The 17,349-nt window shown below is 67.5% G+C and carries 17 protein-coding genes; 12 read left to right on the top strand and 5 right to left on the bottom strand.

Going from position 1 to position 17,349, the window contains the following annotated elements:
- Positions 1-258: 258 nt before the first annotated feature.
- Together RCF13_RS04120 and RCF13_RS04115 are read right to left on the bottom strand one after the other, a co-directional pair.
- Positions 259-879 (bottom strand): thymidine kinase, encoded by a 621-nt coding sequence (locus RCF13_RS04120; RefSeq protein ID WP_008264720.1) that lies wholly within the window; start codon positions 877-879, stop codon positions 259-261.
- A gap of 124 nt (positions 880-1,003) precedes the next feature.
- The gene (locus tag RCF13_RS04115; RefSeq protein WP_061479934.1) at positions 1,004-1,675 is read right to left on the bottom strand and encodes an SEL1-like repeat protein; all 672 of its coding nucleotides are present in this window, start codon (positions 1,673-1,675) and stop codon (positions 1,004-1,006) included.
- Between the two features lie 99 nt (positions 1,676-1,774).
- Here RCF13_RS04115 and rep point away from each other — a divergent pair, with 99 nt between their 5' ends.
- The 4 genes from rep (at position 1,775) to RCF13_RS04095 (ending at position 5,722) form a co-directional block, all read left to right on the top strand.
- Positions 1,775-3,751 (top strand): DNA helicase Rep, encoded by a 1,977-nt coding sequence (gene rep, locus RCF13_RS04110; RefSeq protein WP_134967867.1) that lies wholly within the window; start codon positions 1,775-1,777, stop codon positions 3,749-3,751.
- Between the two features lie 107 nt (positions 3,752-3,858).
- Positions 3,859-4,599 (top strand): DUF3592 domain-containing protein, encoded by a 741-nt coding sequence (locus tag RCF13_RS04105; RefSeq protein WP_181357849.1) that lies wholly within the window; start codon positions 3,859-3,861, stop codon positions 4,597-4,599.
- 45 nt (positions 4,600-4,644) lie between these two features.
- Positions 4,645-5,106 carry a DUF3592 domain-containing protein gene (locus tag RCF13_RS04100; protein WP_181357850.1) on the top strand — a complete coding sequence of 154 codons (462 nt, stop codon included), beginning with the start codon at positions 4,645-4,647 and terminating at the stop codon, positions 5,104-5,106.
- 91 nt (positions 5,107-5,197) lie between these two features.
- Entirely contained in the window at positions 5,198-5,722 is a 525-nt protein-coding gene (locus tag RCF13_RS04095) for a GNAT family N-acetyltransferase (protein WP_134967870.1), read from the top strand.
- Positions 5,723-5,800: 78 nt separating this feature from the next.
- On the opposite strand, the gene RCF13_RS04090 is transcribed toward RCF13_RS04095, so the two are convergent.
- A complete protein-coding gene (locus RCF13_RS04090; RefSeq protein ID WP_061479929.1) occupies positions 5,801-6,454 on the bottom strand; it encodes a DUF480 domain-containing protein in 654 nt (217 codons plus the stop codon).
- Between the two features lie 101 nt (positions 6,455-6,555).
- Between RCF13_RS04090 and RCF13_RS04085 the strand changes: the two genes are divergently transcribed.
- The 5 genes from RCF13_RS04085 (at position 6,556) to plsB (ending at position 13,147) form a co-directional block, all read left to right on the top strand.
- Positions 6,556-7,479, top strand: coding sequence for a 5'-nucleotidase, lipoprotein e(P4) family (locus RCF13_RS04085; protein ID WP_134967871.1), 924 nt, complete (start codon positions 6,556-6,558; stop codon positions 7,477-7,479).
- Positions 7,476-8,201 carry an orotidine-5'-phosphate decarboxylase gene (gene pyrF / locus RCF13_RS04080; protein WP_134967872.1) on the top strand — a complete coding sequence of 242 codons (726 nt, stop codon included), beginning with the start codon at positions 7,476-7,478 and terminating at the stop codon, positions 8,199-8,201. Before RCF13_RS04085 ends, pyrF begins: the two co-directional genes overlap by 4 nt.
- A 218-nt stretch (positions 8,202-8,419) precedes the next feature.
- Complete coding sequence (locus tag RCF13_RS04075) at positions 8,420-9,241, top strand: serine protease (protein ID WP_061479926.1); 822 nt, start codon at positions 8,420-8,422, stop codon at positions 9,239-9,241.
- Between the two features lie 316 nt (positions 9,242-9,557).
- Positions 9,558-10,511, top strand: a complete 954-nt coding sequence (locus tag RCF13_RS04070; RefSeq protein ID WP_061479925.1) for a hypothetical protein — start codon at positions 9,558-9,560, stop codon at positions 10,509-10,511.
- A complete protein-coding gene (gene plsB, locus RCF13_RS04065) occupies positions 10,511-13,147 on the top strand; it encodes a glycerol-3-phosphate 1-O-acyltransferase PlsB (RefSeq protein WP_061479924.1) in 2,637 nt (878 codons plus the stop codon). Before RCF13_RS04070 ends, plsB begins: the two co-directional genes overlap by 1 nt.
- A gap of 88 nt (positions 13,148-13,235) precedes the next feature.
- On the opposite strand, the gene RCF13_RS04060 is transcribed toward plsB, so the two are convergent.
- The gene (locus RCF13_RS04060) at positions 13,236-13,439 is read right to left on the bottom strand and encodes a YdcH family protein (RefSeq protein ID WP_005421068.1); all 204 of its coding nucleotides are present in this window, start codon (positions 13,437-13,439) and stop codon (positions 13,236-13,238) included.
- Between the two features lie 91 nt (positions 13,440-13,530).
- On the opposite strand from RCF13_RS04060, the gene ttcA reads away from it, so the two are divergent.
- The 3 genes from ttcA to RCF13_RS04045 are packed head-to-tail and all read left to right on the top strand — an operon-like array spanning position 13,531 to position 16,232.
- Positions 13,531-14,451 carry a tRNA 2-thiocytidine(32) synthetase TtcA gene (gene ttcA / locus RCF13_RS04055; protein ID WP_308140890.1) on the top strand — a complete coding sequence of 307 codons (921 nt, stop codon included), beginning with the start codon at positions 13,531-13,533 and terminating at the stop codon, positions 14,449-14,451.
- 36 nt (positions 14,452-14,487) lie between these two features.
- Positions 14,488-15,393, top strand: coding sequence for a recombination-associated protein RdgC (locus RCF13_RS04050; protein WP_005421064.1), 906 nt, complete (start codon positions 14,488-14,490; stop codon positions 15,391-15,393).
- A gap of 59 nt (positions 15,394-15,452) precedes the next feature.
- A complete protein-coding gene (locus RCF13_RS04045) occupies positions 15,453-16,232 on the top strand; it encodes a SprT family zinc-dependent metalloprotease (RefSeq protein WP_061479922.1) in 780 nt (259 codons plus the stop codon).
- Between the two features lie 163 nt (positions 16,233-16,395).
- Here the strand turns inward: RCF13_RS04045 and RCF13_RS04040 are convergent, their stop codons facing one another.
- On the bottom strand, positions 16,396-17,262 hold the full coding sequence (locus RCF13_RS04040) for a methylglyoxal synthase (RefSeq protein WP_061479921.1): 867 nt from the start codon (positions 17,260-17,262) through the stop codon (positions 16,396-16,398).
- Positions 17,263-17,349 lie beyond the last annotated feature (87 nt).

Here is a 17,349-nt window from a genome sequence, read left to right as displayed (position 1 = left end):
TCGATATCTGACAGATGTGCCGACCAACGGTCGGCACCTACCAACAGCCGAGTGAACCAGTCAGAGGCGGGGCGGGGGGGGGGGGGGGGGGCGGGGGGGGGGGGGGGCGGCCGCCGCCCCCCCCCCGCGGGCGCGTGCGCCCCCCCCCCCCCCCCCCCCCCCCCCCCCCCCGCCATCCCGCGGAATGCCGCTTTGGCTTTGGCCGTTGCCGTTGCGTTGAGCAGGTGCAGGGCTGCAAGCCCTGCAAAAGAACACCCCTTACAGCGGCAGGGGCGCCTGCGCCGGGTCGATCCGCCCTTCACCGCGCGTGATCTTCTTGAACTCCGCGCGGCTGACCGATACGTAGCGGTCGTTGCCACCGATCTCCACCTGCGGGCCGTCCTGCACGGCGTGGCCGTGCTCGTCCACGCGCACGGTCATCGTCGCCTTCTTGCCGCTGTGGCAGATGGTCTTGATTTCCTGCATCTCGTCGGCCCAGGCCAGCAGGTACTGGCTGCCTTCGAACAGCTCGCCGCGGAAGTCGGTACGCAGGCCGTAGCACAGCACCGGAATGCGCAGCTGGTCGACGACCTCGCTGAGCTGCCAGACCTGGGCGCGGGTCAGGAACTGCGCCTCGTCCACCAGCACGCAGCCCATCGGGCCGTTGGCTGCCAGATCCTGCTCCACCCAGCGCTGCAGGTCGGTATCGCGGTCGAAGGCCATGCCGTCAGCGCGCAGGCCGATCCGCGAGGCGACCACGCCGGCGCCGGCACGGTCGTCCAGGCGTGGAGTCAGGATCGCCACCCGCATGCCGCGCTCGCGGTAGTTGTGCGCGCTCTGCAGCAGGGTGGTGGTCTTGCCGGCGTTCATCGCCGAGTAGTAGAAGTAGAGCTTGGCCATCGGCCAATTCTAGTCGCCACCCGGCCCGCCGTCGCGGATCGGCCGTGGCCGGGCGATCACGTGCCGGCTGTCGCGTACCCCGGTGCCAGCAGCGCCGAGGCAACGATGGCCTGGCAGGCGTGGCTCATTGCCCCGATCTGGCCAGCTCCTCGTCCTGCCATTGCCGGTAGGCCACCGGGTCCCAGTAGCGCGCCAACTGGTGCTTTTCCGGTTGCAGCACACGGGCCCCCGCATCGCCACGGCCCTGGCTGCGCATGGCGCCGTTCCAGCCGGCGCGGCTGCCGGTCTGCCGCATGCTGCCGGCCCGCAGTTCACGTTCCAGCCGCGGCGTCGCGGCCGGATCGCCGAACTCGGCATACAGCGCGCGGCCCTCGCGCACCGCGCGCTCGCGCTCGTCGGCGGACAGCGCCTCCCAGAAGCGTTCGCGCTGTACCACCAGCCACTCGGTGCCGCGCTCGGCCGCCAGGTCCATCCATGCATAGCCCAGGGCGCGGTCGGCCGGACCGCCTTGCCCGTTCCAGAGCATGTCGGCCAGCGCTGCCTGTGACAGCTTGTCGCCGTAGCGCGCGGCATTGCGGAAGTCGTTGCGGGCTTCTTCGTGGCGGCCCCGTTCGCGGGCCTGCATGCCGAGCCCACGGAAGCGCAGGTCCGGATGGTAGACGAGGAACTCGTGCGACTGCAGCACGATCGCTTCATAGGCATCCGTGCGCGGCGGCGGGCCGGACCCGGCCGCAGGCACGGCCAGCAGGCCCAGCAGGGTAGCCACCAGCGGGCGGGCGATGATGTTCAAGGACATGGACCACGCTCCTGTGTTCCGGTGTCGACTCAATACCTTACGGCCAGGTGTCATGCAAGTCAGGTCGGCCCGCCGGCACCCCGCTACAATCCTGTCCCCATGCACGGTCTCAATCCCCCCCAAGCCGCCGCCGTCCTGCACATCGAAGGCCCCTTGCTGGTGCTCGCCGGCGCCGGCAGCGGCAAGACGCGGGTGATCGTGGAGAAGATCGCCCACCTGATCGGCAGTGCCCGCTATCCGGCGCGCCGCATCGCGGCGATCACCTTCACCAACAAATCGGCCAAGGAAATGCGCGAGCGCGTGGCCAAGCGCCTGCGCGAGCAGGACGCTGACGAGGTGACCATCTGCACCTTCCATGCGCTGGGCCTGAAGTTCCTGCAGATCGAACATGCCGCCGTGGGCCTGAAGCGCGGCTTCTCCATCTTCGATGCCGATGATGCCGCCGCGCAGATCAAGGACCTGATGCACGGCGCCAAGCCCGATGACATCGAGGACATGAAGAACCTGGTGTCGCGCGCGAAGAACGCCGGGCTGTCGCCCGAGCAGGCGATGGCCGCCGCACGCAGCAACCGCGAGAAGGAAGCGGCCAGCGTCTACGAGCGTTACCAGCTGCGGCTGACCGCGTTCAATGCGGTCGATTTCGATGACCTGATCCGCCTGCCAGTGCAGATCCTGGAAGAGAACCCCGAGATCGCCCTGGCCTGGCGCGAGCGCATCGGCTACCTGCTGGTGGACGAATGCCAGGACACCAACGACGCGCAATACCGCCTGCTCAAGCAGCTGGCTGGTGAGAAGGGCAATTTCACCTGCGTGGGTGACGATGACCAGTCGATCTACGCCTGGCGTGGCGCCAACCCGGAGAACCTGCAGCAGATGGGGCGTGACTACCCCACGCTGGAAATCATCAAGCTCGAGCAGAACTACCGCTGCTCCAACCGCGTGCTGCGCGCAGCCAATGCGCTGATCGCCAACAACCCGCACGAGCACCTGAAGAAGCTGTGGAGCGACCAGGCCGACGGTGAGCGCATCCGGGTCTGGGAATGCCGCAACAGCGAACACGAGGCGGAAAAGGTGGCCGCCGAGATCGCCTTCGTGGCGCAGTCGCGCAACGTGCCGTGGAGTGACTTCTGCATCCTGTTCCGCGGCAACTTCCAGTCGCGGCCGCTGGAAAAGGCGATGCAGCTGCTGCGCATCCCCTACCACCTGACCGGCGGCACGATGTTCCTGGAACGCCAGGAAGTGAAGGACACGCTGGCCTGGCTGCGGCTGCTGGTGAACCCGGACGATGACACCGCGTTCATGCGTGCGGTGCAGTCGCCCAAGCGCGACGTCGGTGCCGGCACGCTGGCCAAGCTGGCCGAGCTGGCCCAGGAAAAGGACATGCCGATGGCGCATGTGGCCGAAACCATCGGTGCCCTGCAGCAGCTCCCACCGCGCGCGGCCAACAGCCTGGCGCGGTTCACCGACATCCTGCGCGACCTGCGTGCACAGATGCGCCAGGTGACGTCCGGCGACATGATCCGCAAGGTGGCCAAGGAATCGGGGTTGCTGAGCGAGCTGCGCCAGCAGGCCAAGGAAGAGGCCAGCTACCAGCGTCGCGCCAACAACATCGAGGAACTGGCGCAGTGGTTCGAGGGCGGCCCGCGCGGTGCAACCGCCGCCGACCTGGCCGGCCAGCTGGCGCTGCTGTCGCGCAGCGACAAGGACGAGGGCGGCAACCAGGTGCGCATGATGACCCTGCACGCTTCCAAGGGCCTGGAATTCCCGTACGTGTTCATCGTCGGCTGCGAGGACGGCGTGCTGCCGCACCAGGTCAGCCTGGACGAGGGCAACCTGCAGGAAGAACGGCGCCTGCTGTACGTGGGCATCACCCGCGCCAAGATCCAGCTGTGGATGAGTTACAGCAAGCTCACGCGCAAGTTCGGCGAGCATGTGCGGCTGAAGCCGAGCCGGTTCTTCGATGAGATCCCGGCCGAGGAGATCCAGCGCGACGGTGCTGACCCGGTGGCCGATGCAGCGCGGAAGAAGGAGCGCGCGACGGCGGGGTTGGCCGCGATCGAGGCGCTGTTCGATTGAGGATCGAAAAGCCACTAAAGTGGTATTCCAATCCGTCCGATTGACGCTTCTGGCCTTGAGCCTGCATCGGGTTAAGACCTAGTGTGAGCGCACCCGAAGTGCGCGCCGTGTCCTTCATCGTGTCCAACGACATCCATCCTGTTCTCACCCGTACCTTCCTCGGGCTGGGCGTGGTCCTGCTTGTTTCAGCGCTTCTGGCCTACGTTGGGGCCAGGCGCTTCCTCGATGCGGCGGTCATTGCCGATGGCAGGATCACCCATGTGGATGCCGTCAGCGTTGATCGCGGTGGTTCGCGCACTTCAGGGGTGAAGTTCCTGTACTGGGTGGACTTCACTACCAGCAGCGGGCAAGTGATGCGGTTCTTCGCAGGTCGTACCCGCCATCGTGCCTACATGACGGGCGATCATGTAGATGTGCTGTACCTGCCGGACCGCCCGGACAAGGCCCTGGTGCGTTCGCTCTCATCACCCTGGGGCCTGAGCGTCATACTGGGATTGGGCGGCGGCCCATTCCTGCTGGCGGTGGGATTTATGCACCTGCCGCAGGCGGCGAGGGCATGGCGGCGCAGGCAGCTCCTTCGCCACGGGACACGGGTGCAAGCCAAGGTCCGGGCGATCAAGCGCGATCGCGGAGTATTTTCGGGGGGAAGGCATCCGTTCGTCATCGTCTGCGCCTGGCGCGATCCTGAAACCACTCGATGGCATGTCTTCCACAGTGCGTATCTCTGGGCCGATCCCCGTGCACAGGTGAGTGGGCGTGAACTGGATGTCCATGTCATGCCGGGCAATCCGCGCTACTACCATGTCGATACCTCCTTCATTCGATCAGCGCCGGCACCTGCACGCTGATCGATCAACCCGGCAGCACCATGCCCACCCTCCTCAGATGTTTTTTTGCTGTTTTTCTTTGCCGTGGGCCTGCTGATCCTTCTGGCCGCCGCCTGGCTGTTCGTGGACGTCCAGCGTTTCGCGCGCAAGGCCGTTTCCGTAACCGGAACGGTGGTGGCCGTCCAGGCAGAGGATGCCCGGTCGGAAATGGAGGGGATGCCCGCACATGACATCACCCTGCATCGCCCGGTGGTGAGGTTCCAGACCGCACAGGGGCAGATGATTCAGTTCACCGCGTCCTTTGCTACCGGGGCACCACTGTACGTGGTCGGCGAACAGGTACAGGTGCTGTATCCCGGCGGCATGCCTTCCAAGGCTCGTATCCAGCACCCGGGATTGCGCTGGGGCGCACCGCTGCTGTTGGCGCTGATGGGCATGGGGTTCTGCCTGATCGCCGCATGCGTCCATCGCCTGTGCGTGCGCTACTGGCCGATCCTGTTCGGCCCGCGTGACGGGGCATGTGGCTAGGCTGGGCATCGTAGTGGCCCACTTGGCCTGAGCGTGCTGCACGGCGGGCGCTGGCGTTGCAAAATCGAGGTATTCCTTCCGGAGCCCACCCATGCATCCCATCGAAAGCGAACGCCTGCGGCTGCGCCGCCTGGAACCAGACCGGGATGCTGCGCCGATGCTGGTATTGCTCAATGATCCAGGCTTCGTGCGCTTCATCGGCGACCGCAACGTGCACAGCGAGGAGCAGGCGCGGGAGTACATCGCGCTGCGGGTGCTGCACAGCTATGCGTTGAACGGGTTCGGCATGTATGCCATCGAGCGCTTGTCCGATGGCGCGTGGCTGGGCAATGCCGGGCTGGTGCGGCGTGATGGCCTGCCGGGGCCGGACATCGGCTATGCGGTGCTCTCGGAATTTGCCGGGCAAGGCTACGTCGGTGAGGCGGCGCGTGCGGTGTTCGCGCATGCACGCGGAGCGCTGGGCCTGCAGGATCTGTATGGCATTACCGATCTGGACAACGTGGTGTCCGGGAAGATCCTGCTGGGCCTGGGCATGCAGGAGCGCGGAGTGATCCAGCTGCCGGGCGTGGACAGCCCGAGCCGGCTGTATGCCACGCTGGGTGCGGCGCAGGTCTGACCCCTGATGTTGGTAGGTGCCGACCGTTGGTCGGCACGATTCAGATGCAGTGCCGACCGTTGGTCGGCACCCACCCCCTCAACCGCGCAGTTCTGCCAGCTGCGCCTGCAGCTCGGCCACGGCCGTTTCCAGCTGGGCCACGCGCTCGGCCAGGCCCGGATCGGCCGCATCGCTGCTGCCACCGCCACTGCTGGCATACTTGGCCGCCAGCGCGGCACCATCCACTTCACCGCACAGCAGGTGCATGTAGCGGTCTTCGCGCTGGCCGCTGGCGCGCGGCAGCACCACCAGCAGCGCGCGCTGCTGCAGGCGCTCGATGGCGTGGCGGGCTTCGTCGATATCCGCGAACCGGTACAGACGCTCGCTGCGCGACACCAGCTCGCCCAGGGTCTGTGGACCGCGCAGCAACAGCAGCGCCAGCAGCACGGTCTGCTGCCGGGTCAGGTCCAGCGCGGCCTGCAGGCGGTGCTCGTAGCGGTCGGCGCGCGAGGAGAAGTGCTGGCGAGCCAGGCCCAGTGCTTCCAGCTGGCGCAGCGCGTGCTGCACGCTGCCGGCGTCGACGTTCATCACCGGCTCGCGGGCGGTCTTCTGGTTGGCGGCCGACTGGGCCGCATTGACCGTCAGCGGGTAGGTGTCCGGTGTGGTTGCCTCCTTCTCCACCAGGCAGCCCAGCAGGCGGGCCTGCACGGCGTCGAGCAGGGGGACGTCGGGGGTCTGGGTGGAATCGGTCATGGCGGCCTCCGGAAGGGCAACGGGTCAACCGCCAAGCATAGCCGTCCCGGGGCCGCCTTTGCCGGTAAAATGCGCCGGTATATCTGATTGCCGGTGAATCCATGCGTCGTCCTGTTTCCCTGTCCCTGACCCTGCTCGCCACTGCGGCGCTGGGCCTGTCCGCCTGCAAGCGCGTGGACGCGCCTGCTGCCGAAGCCGCCGCGCCGGAGGCCCCGGCCGCTGCCGCCAAGGCCGATGGCGCGCGTGATGCCACCGCCAACGACAACCTCAACGCCGTGCTGTGGATGCAGCGTGCGCAGGAGTACAGGGCGATCACCGAGCAGACCTACCGGGCCGCCGCCGATCGCCTGGATGCGGCGCTGAAGGAGGCCCACTGGGACGCACTGGTGCCGGAAGAACGCGGCAACGAGGCCAAGGGCCTGAAGCCGGCCGTGGTGCTGGACGTGGACGAGACCGTGCTGGACAACTCGCCCTACCAGGCGCGCCTGGTGCGCGACGGCAAGGAATACGACGAGCTGAGCTGGGACCAGTGGGTGGCCGAAAAGAAGGCCAGGGCGATTCCGGGCGTGGTTGATTTCGCCAAGGCCGCCAACGCCAAGGGCGTGACCCTGCTGTACATCTCCAACCGTGCCGTGCACCTGAAGGACGCGACCCTGGCCAACCTGCGCGAGCAGGGCCTGCCGGTGGCCGATGACAGCGTGTTCCTGGGCTTGGGCACCGTGGTCGAGGGCTGCGAGCAGGCCGGCAGCGAGAAGAACTGCCGCCGCCGCCTGGCCGGGCAGAAGTACCGCGTGCTGATGCAGTTCGGCGACCAGCTGGGTGACTTCGTGGAAGTGACTACCAACACCAACGAAGGCCGTGACGTCCTGCTGCAGCAGTACCACGACTGGTTCGGCGAGCGCTGGTGGATGCTGCCGAACCCGACCTACGGTGGCTTCGAGCCGGCGCAGTTCAACAACGATTACAGCCAGTCGCGCCAGGCCCGCCACGACGCCAAGCGCGCCGCCCTGGACTACGCACCATGAGCCGCGTGCCACTGCCGCTGCGCGACGACGAGCGCCTGATCTTCGCGCTGGACGTGCCTGACCGCGCGCAGGCGCTGGCGTGGGTCGACCGCCTTGGCGACAGCGTGGCCTTCTACAAGATCGGCATGGAACTGCTCGCCTCCGGCGAGTACTTCCAGGTGCTCGATGAGCTGGCCCGCCGCGACAAGCGCGTGTTCGTCGACCTGAAGTTCTTCGACATTCCGGCCACCGCTGCGGCGGTGATCAAGCGCCTGTCGCAGTGGCCGGTCAGCTACGCCACCATCCATGGTTGGCACCCGGCCATGATGGAGGCGTGCGCGGCCGCCAACAGCGGCGACATGCGCCTGCTGGCAGTGACCGTGCTGACCTCGATGGGGCGCCCCGACCTCGCACAGATGGGCATCGACCGCGAACCGGTGGACGTGGTGGTCGAGCGCGCGCTGGCTGCCCAGGCCGCCGGCATCGATGGCGTGATCGCTTCGGGCCAGGAAGCCGGCCCGATCCGCGCTGCCACCGGCAGCGGATTCTCGATCGTCTGCCCTGGCATCCGCCCCGGTGGCCCGGTCGGCGATGACCAGAAGCGTACCGTTGGCGTAGCGCAGGCCTTTGCCGATGGCGCCGATGCCATCGTGGTCGGTCGCCCGATCCGCCTGGCCGCCGATCCGCAGGCCGCAGCGCGGGCGATCCAGCAGGAAATCGCGTCGGCTCTGGCTGCACGCTGAGCCCACCACCGACGCCGGTCACGCTGGCACCACGAACGCCATCCCGATCCATGCGGGATGGCGTTCGCATTTGTGGGGCTGAATCTGTCGCACGCAGCGCCAGCCACGAGAACTGTGCGCACGTTCGCGCTGCGGGCCTCTCCACTGCTCCCCAATCGATGCACCGGTACGGACCGCGACCGCACCGGTTCCAACCATCGACAGAGGAGTACAGGGAAATGTATCGCAGCACCTCTTTGTTCATCGGCCTGCTGTTGGCCGCGTCTGCCGTACCCGCCATCGCTGCGCCGCAGCTGCGCGATGCGCCGCGCATCATCGGCGGCGAAGCGGCGCCGGCCGACGAGTACCCGTTCATGGTCAGCATCCAGGGCATCTTCGACGGCGATTCGGACCACGACCGCCACTTCTGCGGGGGCACCCTCATCTCGCCCTCGTGGGTGCTGACGGCCGCGCACTGCATGCAGGGCGAAGCGCCTGGTGGCATCGCCGTTGTCGGCAAGGTCACGACCCTGTCCACCGACGCCGCGCCACGACCGTCCAACGTCAAGGCGATCCACGTCCATCCGGCATTCAACAGCGGCAATTCGCTGGAGCACGACGTCGCCCTGATCCAGCTCAGCGCACCGTTGGACGGTGCACAGCCGGTGGCACTGCAGCTGCGGCCCGACGCCAGCTATCTCAAGCCGGGCCGTGAATTCACGGTGATCGGCTGGGGAGACACCGACATCGGCGATGGCCGTGTCTATCCGACTCAGCTGCAGACCGCGCAGGTGCCGTTCGTTTCCTTCACCGAATGCCAGCAGGCCTACGGCGGTGAACTGTCACGTGGAAAGGTCATCTGCGCCGGCCGCGAGGGCATCGACAGCTGCCAGGGGGATTCCGGAGGCCCCCTGCTGCTGCGCCTGCGTGAAGGCTGGACCCAGTTCGGTGTCGTCAGCTGGGGCGAGGGCTGTGCGCTGGCCGGCTATCCGGGGATTTATGCCCGAATCGCCGAAAAACACGCCGTAGATTTCATCGAAGCGGTTTGGCAACGCGATTGATACAATAAAATCAAATACATACATGGCATTACGTGAAGTGTTGCCTTAACTTGAGCGGCAGCGTAGGATCGCCGCCATCCGGTCCTCGGGCCGGACATGTGCCACAACACTGTCCTCCGGCCCCGCGCCGGCTTGAAGAGCCTGTGATCCCCGTGATCCGGGCTCTTTTTTTATCCCGGTGGCGGCGCTGGGGTCAGATCCCTTCTGCCCGCAGCAGAGGAGATCTGACCCCCTTGGCTGGAAACCGTGACGTCCCGGCTTGCCGCTGTCACGTCGCAGGCCGCAAGATGCGGGCCGGTCCGGGGAGTCCGAGTGCATGAGCGTGGCGGTGCGAGGAAAGTCTGCGCGTGGATGGGGGCTGGCGGCCATGCTGCTGCTGGCCGTGGCGGGGTGCCGCGAGTCTGCCAACGATCCGGCCAGGCCGGCGGCCGAGCCGGTGGCTGCAGTACAGGCGATGGCGTTGCGCCTGGCCGAAGATGATCTGGTCGGCTACGCAAAGCTGTCGGTGCCGCCGGGCCAGTACCAGCGCCTGCAGCAGGCGTGGGTGGAAGGCCACAGCCAGTGGCCGCTGACCGAGCTGCCACTGGGCGACCAGCTGCTGCCGATGCTGGCCGCACTGCGCAAGCCCGATGCCAGCGCCGAACTGCAGCGCAGCTTCGATCGCCAGCTGGCTGGCCAGGCCGGCGCCGTGCGCCAGGCCGCACAGTCGATGGGCAGCTTCGGCGTGCAGTACCTGCGCCACCAGAAGGGCTACACGCCCAGCCAGCAGGCCCACTACATCGCCCTGGTCGAGACCCTGGCGGGGTGGGCGCAGGCTGCCCCGATCAGCGACCGCGCACGTGCCCGCAGCACCATCGCCGCGCTGGTCGGCGCCGCCAGCAAGGTCGGCTTCGAGGATGAAGCCGGCCTGCAGGCGGCCGGCATGGAAGGCAGCCTGCAGCAGCTGGCGCCGTTCATCCACACCCTCAAGGCGGTGCTGGGCAGCTACGGACTCGGCGTGGACGACGCGCTGCGCAGCGTGCGCGGCGAACTGCTGTCGGTGGAAGGTGACAATGCGCTGGTGCGCCTGCACTACGACCTGGCCGGTCGCGAGATGACCCTGCAGCTGCCACTGAGCCGGCGCGAGGGCCACTGGTACCTGACCCGCACCCTGGCCGACACCGACGCGCTGCTGCGCAAGGCCGATGCGGCCCGCGCGGCTGCGTCGCCAGCACCGGCCGAAGCCCCCGCCGAGGGTGGGGAAGCGGCAACACCGCCGGCTAAGCCATAATGGCGCCGATGTCGAAACAGAACCCGCTGCCGTTCCCCGGCGAAGAATCCCAGTCGACGCCCGCCGATACGGTGCCGGCGTCCCCCTCGACCGGTACTGGCCCGAACCCGGTACCGCCGCCCGCGCACGCGCGTCCGGCCGGCCGCCGTCCTCTGTGGGCCCGACTGCTCGGTCGCCTGGTCGAGCCGTGGCTGTCGCTGAAGATCGAACCGGAAGACCCGGGCCAGTACAACGATGGCCGCCCGGTCATGTACGTGCTGGAAGACTACGGCCTGTCCAACGCGCTGATCCTGGACAAGGCCTGCCGCCAGGCCGGCCTGCCGTCGCCGCTGGTGCCGCTGGCCGGTGATCCGACCGGCCGCAAGCGCGCCTATCTGGCGCTGTCGCGGCGCAGCTCCAGCAACTCGCTGATTCCCGAGCAGCGCGGCGCCAAGACCCACTCCGATTCGCTGGCCAAGGTCCTGCAGGCGCACCGCGTGCGCGATGACCTGGATGTGCACCTGGTGCCGGTGTCGATCTTCGTCGGCCGCGCGCCGGACAAGCAGAGCGGCTGGTTCGCGGTGCTGTTCTCGGAAAACTGGGCGCTGGTGGGCCGCTTCCGCCGCCTGCTGGGGTTGCTGCTGAACGGGCGCAATACCATCGTGCGCTTCGCCCCGCCGATCTCGCTGCGCAGCACCGTCGACGAAGGCTTGGAGCCGGAGCGCACGGTCCGCAAGCTGCAGCGCGTGCTGCGCACCCATTTCCGCCGCATCCGTGAATCGGTGATCGGCCCGGACCTGTCGACCCGGCGCCTGCTGGTGGACCAGGTGCTGGCCGCCGAGCCGGTCCGCGAAGCGATCGCCGCACAGGCCAAGCGCGACAACTCGAAGCCGGCCGATGCCTGGAAGAAGGCACACGCCTACGCCTGGGAAATCGCTGCGGACTATTCCAGCCCGGTGGTGCGCTCGGCCAGCTTCATGCTCAGCCACGTGTGGAACCGCATCTATGCGGGCGTGCTGGTGCACCACCTGGACAAGTTCAAGGCCGCCGCGCCGGGCCACGAAGTGGTCTACGTGCCCAGCCACCGCAGCCACATGGACTACCTGCTGCTGTCCTACCTGCTGTACGACCGTGGCATCGTGCCGCCGCACATCGTCGCCGGCATCAACCTGAACCTGCCGGTGGTCGGCACCCTGCTGCGCAAGGGCGGTGCGTTCTTCATCCGCCGTTCGATCCGTGGCAATGCGCTGTACTCTGCAGTGCTCAGTGAGTACGTCGCGCAGCTGGTGGCCGGTGGCTATTCGCTGGAGTACTTCGTCGAAGGCGGCCGCTCGCGTACCGGGCGCCTGCTGCAGCCCAAGGGCGGCATGATCTCGATGACGCTGCGTGCATTCCTGCGCCAGCCGCGCAAGCCGGTCCTGTTCCAGCCCATCTACATCGGCTACGAGAAGCTGATGGAGGGCGGCAGCTACCTGGACGAACTGTCCGGCCGGCCGAAGGAAAAGGAGTCGATCTGGTCGCTGCTGTGGGGCATCCCCAAGGTGCTCAAGCAGAACTACGGCCAGGTGGTGGTGAACTTCGGCGAGCCGATCGCGCTGAACGACGTGCTGGCCGAGAAGGCCCCGGAGTGGAAGGGCGAGGCGGTGTCCGAGGACGAGAAGCCAGCCTGGCTGTCGACCACGGTGGATACGCTGGCCGAACGCATCCAGGTGCGCATCAACGGCGCTGCCGACGTCAACCCCATCAATCTGCTGGCGCTGGCCCTGCTGTCCACGCCGAAGCACGCGATGGGCGAGGCCGACCTGATCGCGCAGATCGAGCTGTGCAAGACGCTGCTGGTCGAGATGCCGTACTCGGACCGGGTGACGGTGACCCCGCACTCGCCGGAGCGGATCATCGCCCACGCCGAGGAGATCAACGTCCTCACCCGCATCAAGCACCCGCTCGGCGATGTGCTCAGCGTCAGCGGGGACACCGCGGTGCTGCTCAGCTACTTCCGCAACAACGTGGTGCACCTGTTCACCGCCTCGTCGTGGGTGGCCTGCTGCTTCCAGAACAACCGCCGCATGAGCCGTACCGGGCTGGTCCAGCTGGGCCGCACGGTATATCCGTTCCTGCAGGCCGAGCTGTTCCTGCCGTGGAGCGAGGACGAGTTCGCGCAGCGCATTGACCGCACCATCGACGTGTTCGTGCGCGAAGGCCTGCTGCAGAACGTCAACGATGACGACGGCGGCATCCTGGCACGCAACACCGGGCAGACCGACGAGGTGTTCCGCCTGCGGGCGATCGGCCATTCGCTGCAGCAGGCGTTCGAGCGCTACTACATCGCCATCTCGGTGCTGGTGAAGAACGGCCCGGGCGTGCTCGGTGCGGCCGAGCTGGAAAGCCTGTGCCAGCAGGCCGCGCAGCGCCTGAGCCTGCTCTATGCGCCGGCCGCTCCCGAGTTCTTCGACAAGGCCCTGTTCCGCGGCTTCATCCAGAAGCTGCGCGAACTGCGCCTGGTGTGGCCGGACGAGAACAGCAAGCTGCTGTTCGATGAACGCCTGGATGCCTGGGCCAAGGACGCCAAGTTCATCCTGGGGCGCGAGCTGCGCCACACCATCGAGCGGGTCAGCCCTGAAGCAGCGCGCCCGGACGAGCCTGCGCCGCAGGATTGAAGGCAGCGCCGGCTCCTGCGGTGGGTGTGGACCTTGGTCCACACCTTCCAGCCGTGCCAACCAAGGTTGGCACCCACCAGGACGGTCTTTAGGCCGGCTCGTCGGGAATCTGCAGGCTTTCCAGCCTGGCGATGCAGTCCTTCAACTGCAGCTTGCGCCGCTTCAGGCGCTTGGCTTCCAGTTCGTCCTCGCCGTTGGCCGCCATGCGGGTGATCTGTTCATCCAGCAGGCGGTGCTCGGCGCGCAGGGCGGCGAGGTGCTCGACGATCTCGGCGGGGCTGTAGGTATCCACAGCCTCCGAGCATACACAGCGTTGATGACTGCCGGGAGAGGGGAAACCCGACCCCCGGCCGGGGCGGCTCCGAGCCGTTAGAATGGAACCCATGAGTGCCGTGATTTCCCTTCCCGATCCCCAGCCGCGCGCCGCCCGCGATCCACGCGTGGCCGAGCGCGAGCAGCACAAGCTGGCCAAGCGCCTGCGCCGCCAGGTCGGCGAGGCGATTGCCGACTTCGGCATGATCGAGGCCGGCGACAAGGTCATGGTCTGCCTGTCCGGCGGCAAGGACAGTTACACCCTGCTGGACGTGCTGCTGCAGCTGCAGAAGAAGGCGCCGGTGCCGTTCGAGCTGGTGGCGGTGAACCTGGACCAGAAGCAGCCGGGCTTCCCCGAGCACATCCTGCCGGAGTACCTGGCCGGGCTGGGCGTGCCGTACCACATCATCGAGCAGGACACCTATTCGGTGGTCAGCCGGGTCATCCCGGAGGGCAAGACGATGTGTTCGCTGTGCTCGCGCCTGCGTCGTGGCGCGATGTACAACTACGCCGAGACCCATGGTTTCACCAAGATCGCGCTGGGCCACCACCGCGACGACATGGTGGCCACGTTCTTCATGAACCTGTTCCACCACGCCAAGCTGGCGGGCATGCCGCCGAAGCTGCGCAGCGACGACGGCAGGCACGTGGTGATCCGGCCACTGGCCTACGTGCGCGAGCGCGACATCGTCGACTACGCGCAGGCACGCCAGTTCCCGATCATTCCCTGCAACCTGTGCGGCAGCCAGGAGAACCTGCAGCGCCGCCAGGTCGGCCTGATGCTCAAGCAGTGGGAAAAGGACCATCCGGGCCGCATCGAGCAGATCGCGCGCGCCATGGGTGAAGTCCGGCCCTCGCAGCTGGCCGACACCACCCTGTTCGACTTCATGGCGCTGGGCCGTCGCGACGACACGCCGCTGCCCGACGCCCATGCCTGGCTGGCCGGCTCCCCGGCCGACGCCGACGCAGATCCCGAGACGCCCACCGTTTAAGGTCGGTCGCCCTTCCTCTTCGCCATCCGGAATTCCATGTTCTTTCGCAACCTGACGTTCTTCCGTTTCCCGACCACCACCGATTTTTCCGAAGTCGATACCCTGCTGCCGCACGCCGTGCTCAAGCCTGTCGGCGCGCTGGAAATGAATTCGCGCGGCTTCATTTCGCCGTTCGGCCGCGAGGAGAAGGAACTGCTGTCCCACCGCATCGCCGAACACCTGTGGCTGACCGTGGGTGGCGAGGACAAGATCCTGCCGGCGGCGGTGGTCAACGACCTGCTCGAGCGCAAGCTGGAGGAGATCGAGGAGAAGGAAGGGCGGCGCCCGGGTGGCCGCGAGCGCAAGCGCATGAAGGACGACCTGCTGCATGAACTGCTGCCGCGCGCCTTCGTGAAGTCTTCGCGCAACGATGCCTTCATCGACCTGCAGCACGGCTACGTGGCGGTGGATACCTCCAGCCGCAAGACCGGCGAATACTTCATGTCCGACATCCGCGGGCTGCTCGGCAGCTTCCCGGCGATGCCGCTGAACGCCGAAGTCGCGCCGCGCTCGATCCTGACCGGCTGGATCGCCGGCGAGCCGCTGCCGACCGGGCTGAGCCTGGGCGAAGAGTGCGAGATGAAGGATCCGGTCGAAGGCGGCGCGGTGGTCAAGTGCCAGCACCAGGAACTGCGCTGCGACGAGATCGACAAGCACCTGGACGCCGGCAAGCAGGTGACCAAGCTGGCGCTGATCTTCGAGGACAACCTGTCGTTCGTGATCGGCGACGACCTGATCGTGCGCAAGCTGAAGTTCCTCGACGGCGCCCTGGACCAGCTGGAGCATGCCGACGAAGACGGCCGCCGTGCCGAGTTCGATGCCCGCTTCGCCCTGCAGAGCGCCGAGATCCGCCGCCTGTTCCTGTTGCTGGAAGAAGCGTTCAAGCTCAGCAAGGCTGACTGAACAGGCAGCCCGACGGTCGCCGGTCATCCGGCGGCCCGAAGCAGCGCTATGCTGGGCGCATGAGCCGTCTGCTGCGCCGCCTGATCACTCCGACCCCGCCCGCCACCGTACAGCGCGACACCGTTCGCCTGCGCCTGGAGGATGCCGAGATCGAGGTGCTGCGCGTGCGCGATCCGCGCGCGCGGCGCATCAAGCTGAGCGTGGACGAGCGTGGCGCGCGGTTGACGTTACCCCCGCGCGCAAGCCTGGTGATGGGCGAACGCTTCCTGGAACAGCACCGCGACTGGCTGGCGCTGCAACTGCGGCAGTACCAGGGCCAGGGCCTGCCGGCACCGCTGCAGCCCGGCGAAGACGGCGTGCTGCCCCTGCGCGGCGAACTGCTGCCGCTGCGCTGGCAGGAAGGCCGCTACGCGCGGCTGGAGATCGACGCGCATGGCGCCTGCGTGCAGTGGCCGACCCGTGGTGGTGACGCCACTCTGCGCCGCCTGCTGCGCGAGTTCTATGAAGCGCAGACCCGCGCCGACGTCGGCCGCTGGCTGCCGAAGTACCTGCCCACCCTGCCGCGCGCCCCCAGCCGCCTGCGCCTGAAGGTGATGTCCTCGCAGTGGGGCTCGCTGGCCCCCGATGGCAGCATGGCCCTGGACCTGGCCCTGGTGCTCGGTCGTCCGGAAGCGTTCGAGTACGTGCTGGTGCACGAACTCTGCCACCTGATCCAGCCGAATCATTCGCCCGCGTTCTGGCATGAAGTCGAACAACGTTTCCCCGCGTGGCGCGAGCAGCGCGACTACTTCCAGCTGGAAGGGCGCCGCTTGAAAGCCATGCTCCGCCAGCTGCTGTAACTGTAGAGCCGAGCCCACGCTCGGCTGCCGCACGTGGCGCAGATATCCGGCCCTCGCGATCAACAGCAGCCGAGCATCGGCTCGGCTCTACAGAAGCGCGACCCAACCTCATGATCGTGCAGCCCCCACCCACCACGAGGGGCGCAGCCGTTGGCCGAAACCCTCACCCCGCCCGCAATGCCGCCGCGGTCGCCCACCGCGCCGCCACCCGCGGCGCGGTGATGCACACCGCCTGGTCGGTCACCGTTGTCACCGCGCGTTCCAACAGCTGGATATCGGCCTCGTGCTGGCGTGCCACATGCGGGTCCTCGAAGAAGATCGCGCGCTGGCAGCGCCCCTCCAGCACACGGTCGGCAATCTGCGCATCGCCGCCCATCGGGCCACTCTGGTAGCGCGTCACCCACGGCGTATCGCTGGGCCAGCCGCGGCTCCAGGCCAGTTCGTTCAAGCGCTGGCCGGTGGTGCCGGTCGCCACGCGCTCGCCGAACCGTGCCAGCACATCGAAGTGCTCGTCAGCGAAGGCCAGCATTGCCGGCTTCATCGCGTCGTGCGCGATCAGCGCCAGCGTCTGGTGCTGGAAGGCATGCAGATCGTCGGCACCGGCATCAGCGGCCAGCCCGGCGTGGACGCGTTCCACCTCGATCCAGTCACGCGCAGTGGCCACGGTTGAAATGAACGGCTTGCCGTGGATCACGCACTGCCGCTTGAGCGCGGTTGCCTCCGGAAACACCGAGGAAGGATCGACCGGGTCGATCAGGTAGATCGCACCGTCCAGGGTGCGCTCCGGCCCCATGCCAACCACTTCGGCCACCAGTTTCATCAGGCCACCCTCGCGGCCGTAGGGGTAGCGGTGCAGGCCGCCGTAGCCGGCCAGGAAGCCCTGCCGTTCGATCGCATCGTGGGTGCGCCCGACCGCGTGCAGCGATACCCCCAGTTCACGCAGCCCGGCCTCGCTGGCACGCAGCCAGCGGAACAGCGCGGCGCGCGCATCGTGGTGATGGAGACGGTTGGCGGCCAGGCCGATACGCATCGAGCGCTCCGTAGGGACGGGTAGAAGCGGCAGTGTATGTCGGCATTCGCCGATAGGGATGTTTTTCCAATTTTTCTCATTGTCGCG

This window comes from Stenotrophomonas maltophilia group sp. RNC7, from assembly GCF_030910085.1.
Classification (GTDB): Bacteria; Pseudomonadota; Gammaproteobacteria; order Xanthomonadales; family Xanthomonadaceae; genus Stenotrophomonas; species Stenotrophomonas sepilia.
This window is presented reverse-complemented; position numbering and strand designations above follow the sequence as displayed.

Bases quoted from the DNA above. Each gene is read 5' to 3' on its own strand.
- pyrF (WP_134967872.1), top strand. From the start codon at position 7,476: ATGAGCCGCGTGCCACTGCCGCTGCGCGACGACGAGCGCCTGATCTTC.
- RCF13_RS04050 (WP_005421064.1), top strand. From the start codon at position 14,488: ATGTTCTTTCGCAACCTGACGTTCTTCCGTTTCCCGACCACCACCGAT.
- RCF13_RS04095 (WP_134967870.1), top strand. From the start codon at position 5,198: ATGCATCCCATCGAAAGCGAACGCCTGCGGCTGCGCCGCCTGGAACCA.
- RCF13_RS04090 (WP_061479929.1), bottom strand. From the start codon at position 6,454: ATGACCGATTCCACCCAGACCCCCGACGTCCCCCTGCTCGACGCCGTG.
- RCF13_RS04115 (WP_061479934.1), bottom strand. From the start codon at position 1,675: ATGTCCTTGAACATCATCGCCCGCCCGCTGGTGGCTACCCTGCTGGGC.
- RCF13_RS04045 (WP_061479922.1), top strand. From the start codon at position 15,453: ATGAGCCGTCTGCTGCGCCGCCTGATCACTCCGACCCCGCCCGCCACC.
- rep (WP_134967867.1), top strand. From the start codon at position 1,775: ATGCACGGTCTCAATCCCCCCCAAGCCGCCGCCGTCCTGCACATCGAA.
- RCF13_RS04070 (WP_061479925.1), top strand. From the start codon at position 9,558: ATGAGCGTGGCGGTGCGAGGAAAGTCTGCGCGTGGATGGGGGCTGGCG.
- plsB (WP_061479924.1), top strand. From the start codon at position 10,511: ATGGCGCCGATGTCGAAACAGAACCCGCTGCCGTTCCCCGGCGAAGAA.
- RCF13_RS04040 (WP_061479921.1), bottom strand. From the start codon at position 17,262: ATGCGTATCGGCCTGGCCGCCAACCGTCTCCATCACCACGATGCGCGC.
- RCF13_RS04075 (WP_061479926.1), top strand. From the start codon at position 8,420: ATGTATCGCAGCACCTCTTTGTTCATCGGCCTGCTGTTGGCCGCGTCT.
- RCF13_RS04085 (WP_134967871.1), top strand. From the start codon at position 6,556: ATGCGTCGTCCTGTTTCCCTGTCCCTGACCCTGCTCGCCACTGCGGCG.
- ttcA (WP_308140890.1), top strand. From the start codon at position 13,531: ATGAGTGCCGTGATTTCCCTTCCCGATCCCCAGCCGCGCGCCGCCCGC.
- RCF13_RS04120 (WP_008264720.1), bottom strand. From the start codon at position 879: ATGGCCAAGCTCTACTTCTACTACTCGGCGATGAACGCCGGCAAGACC.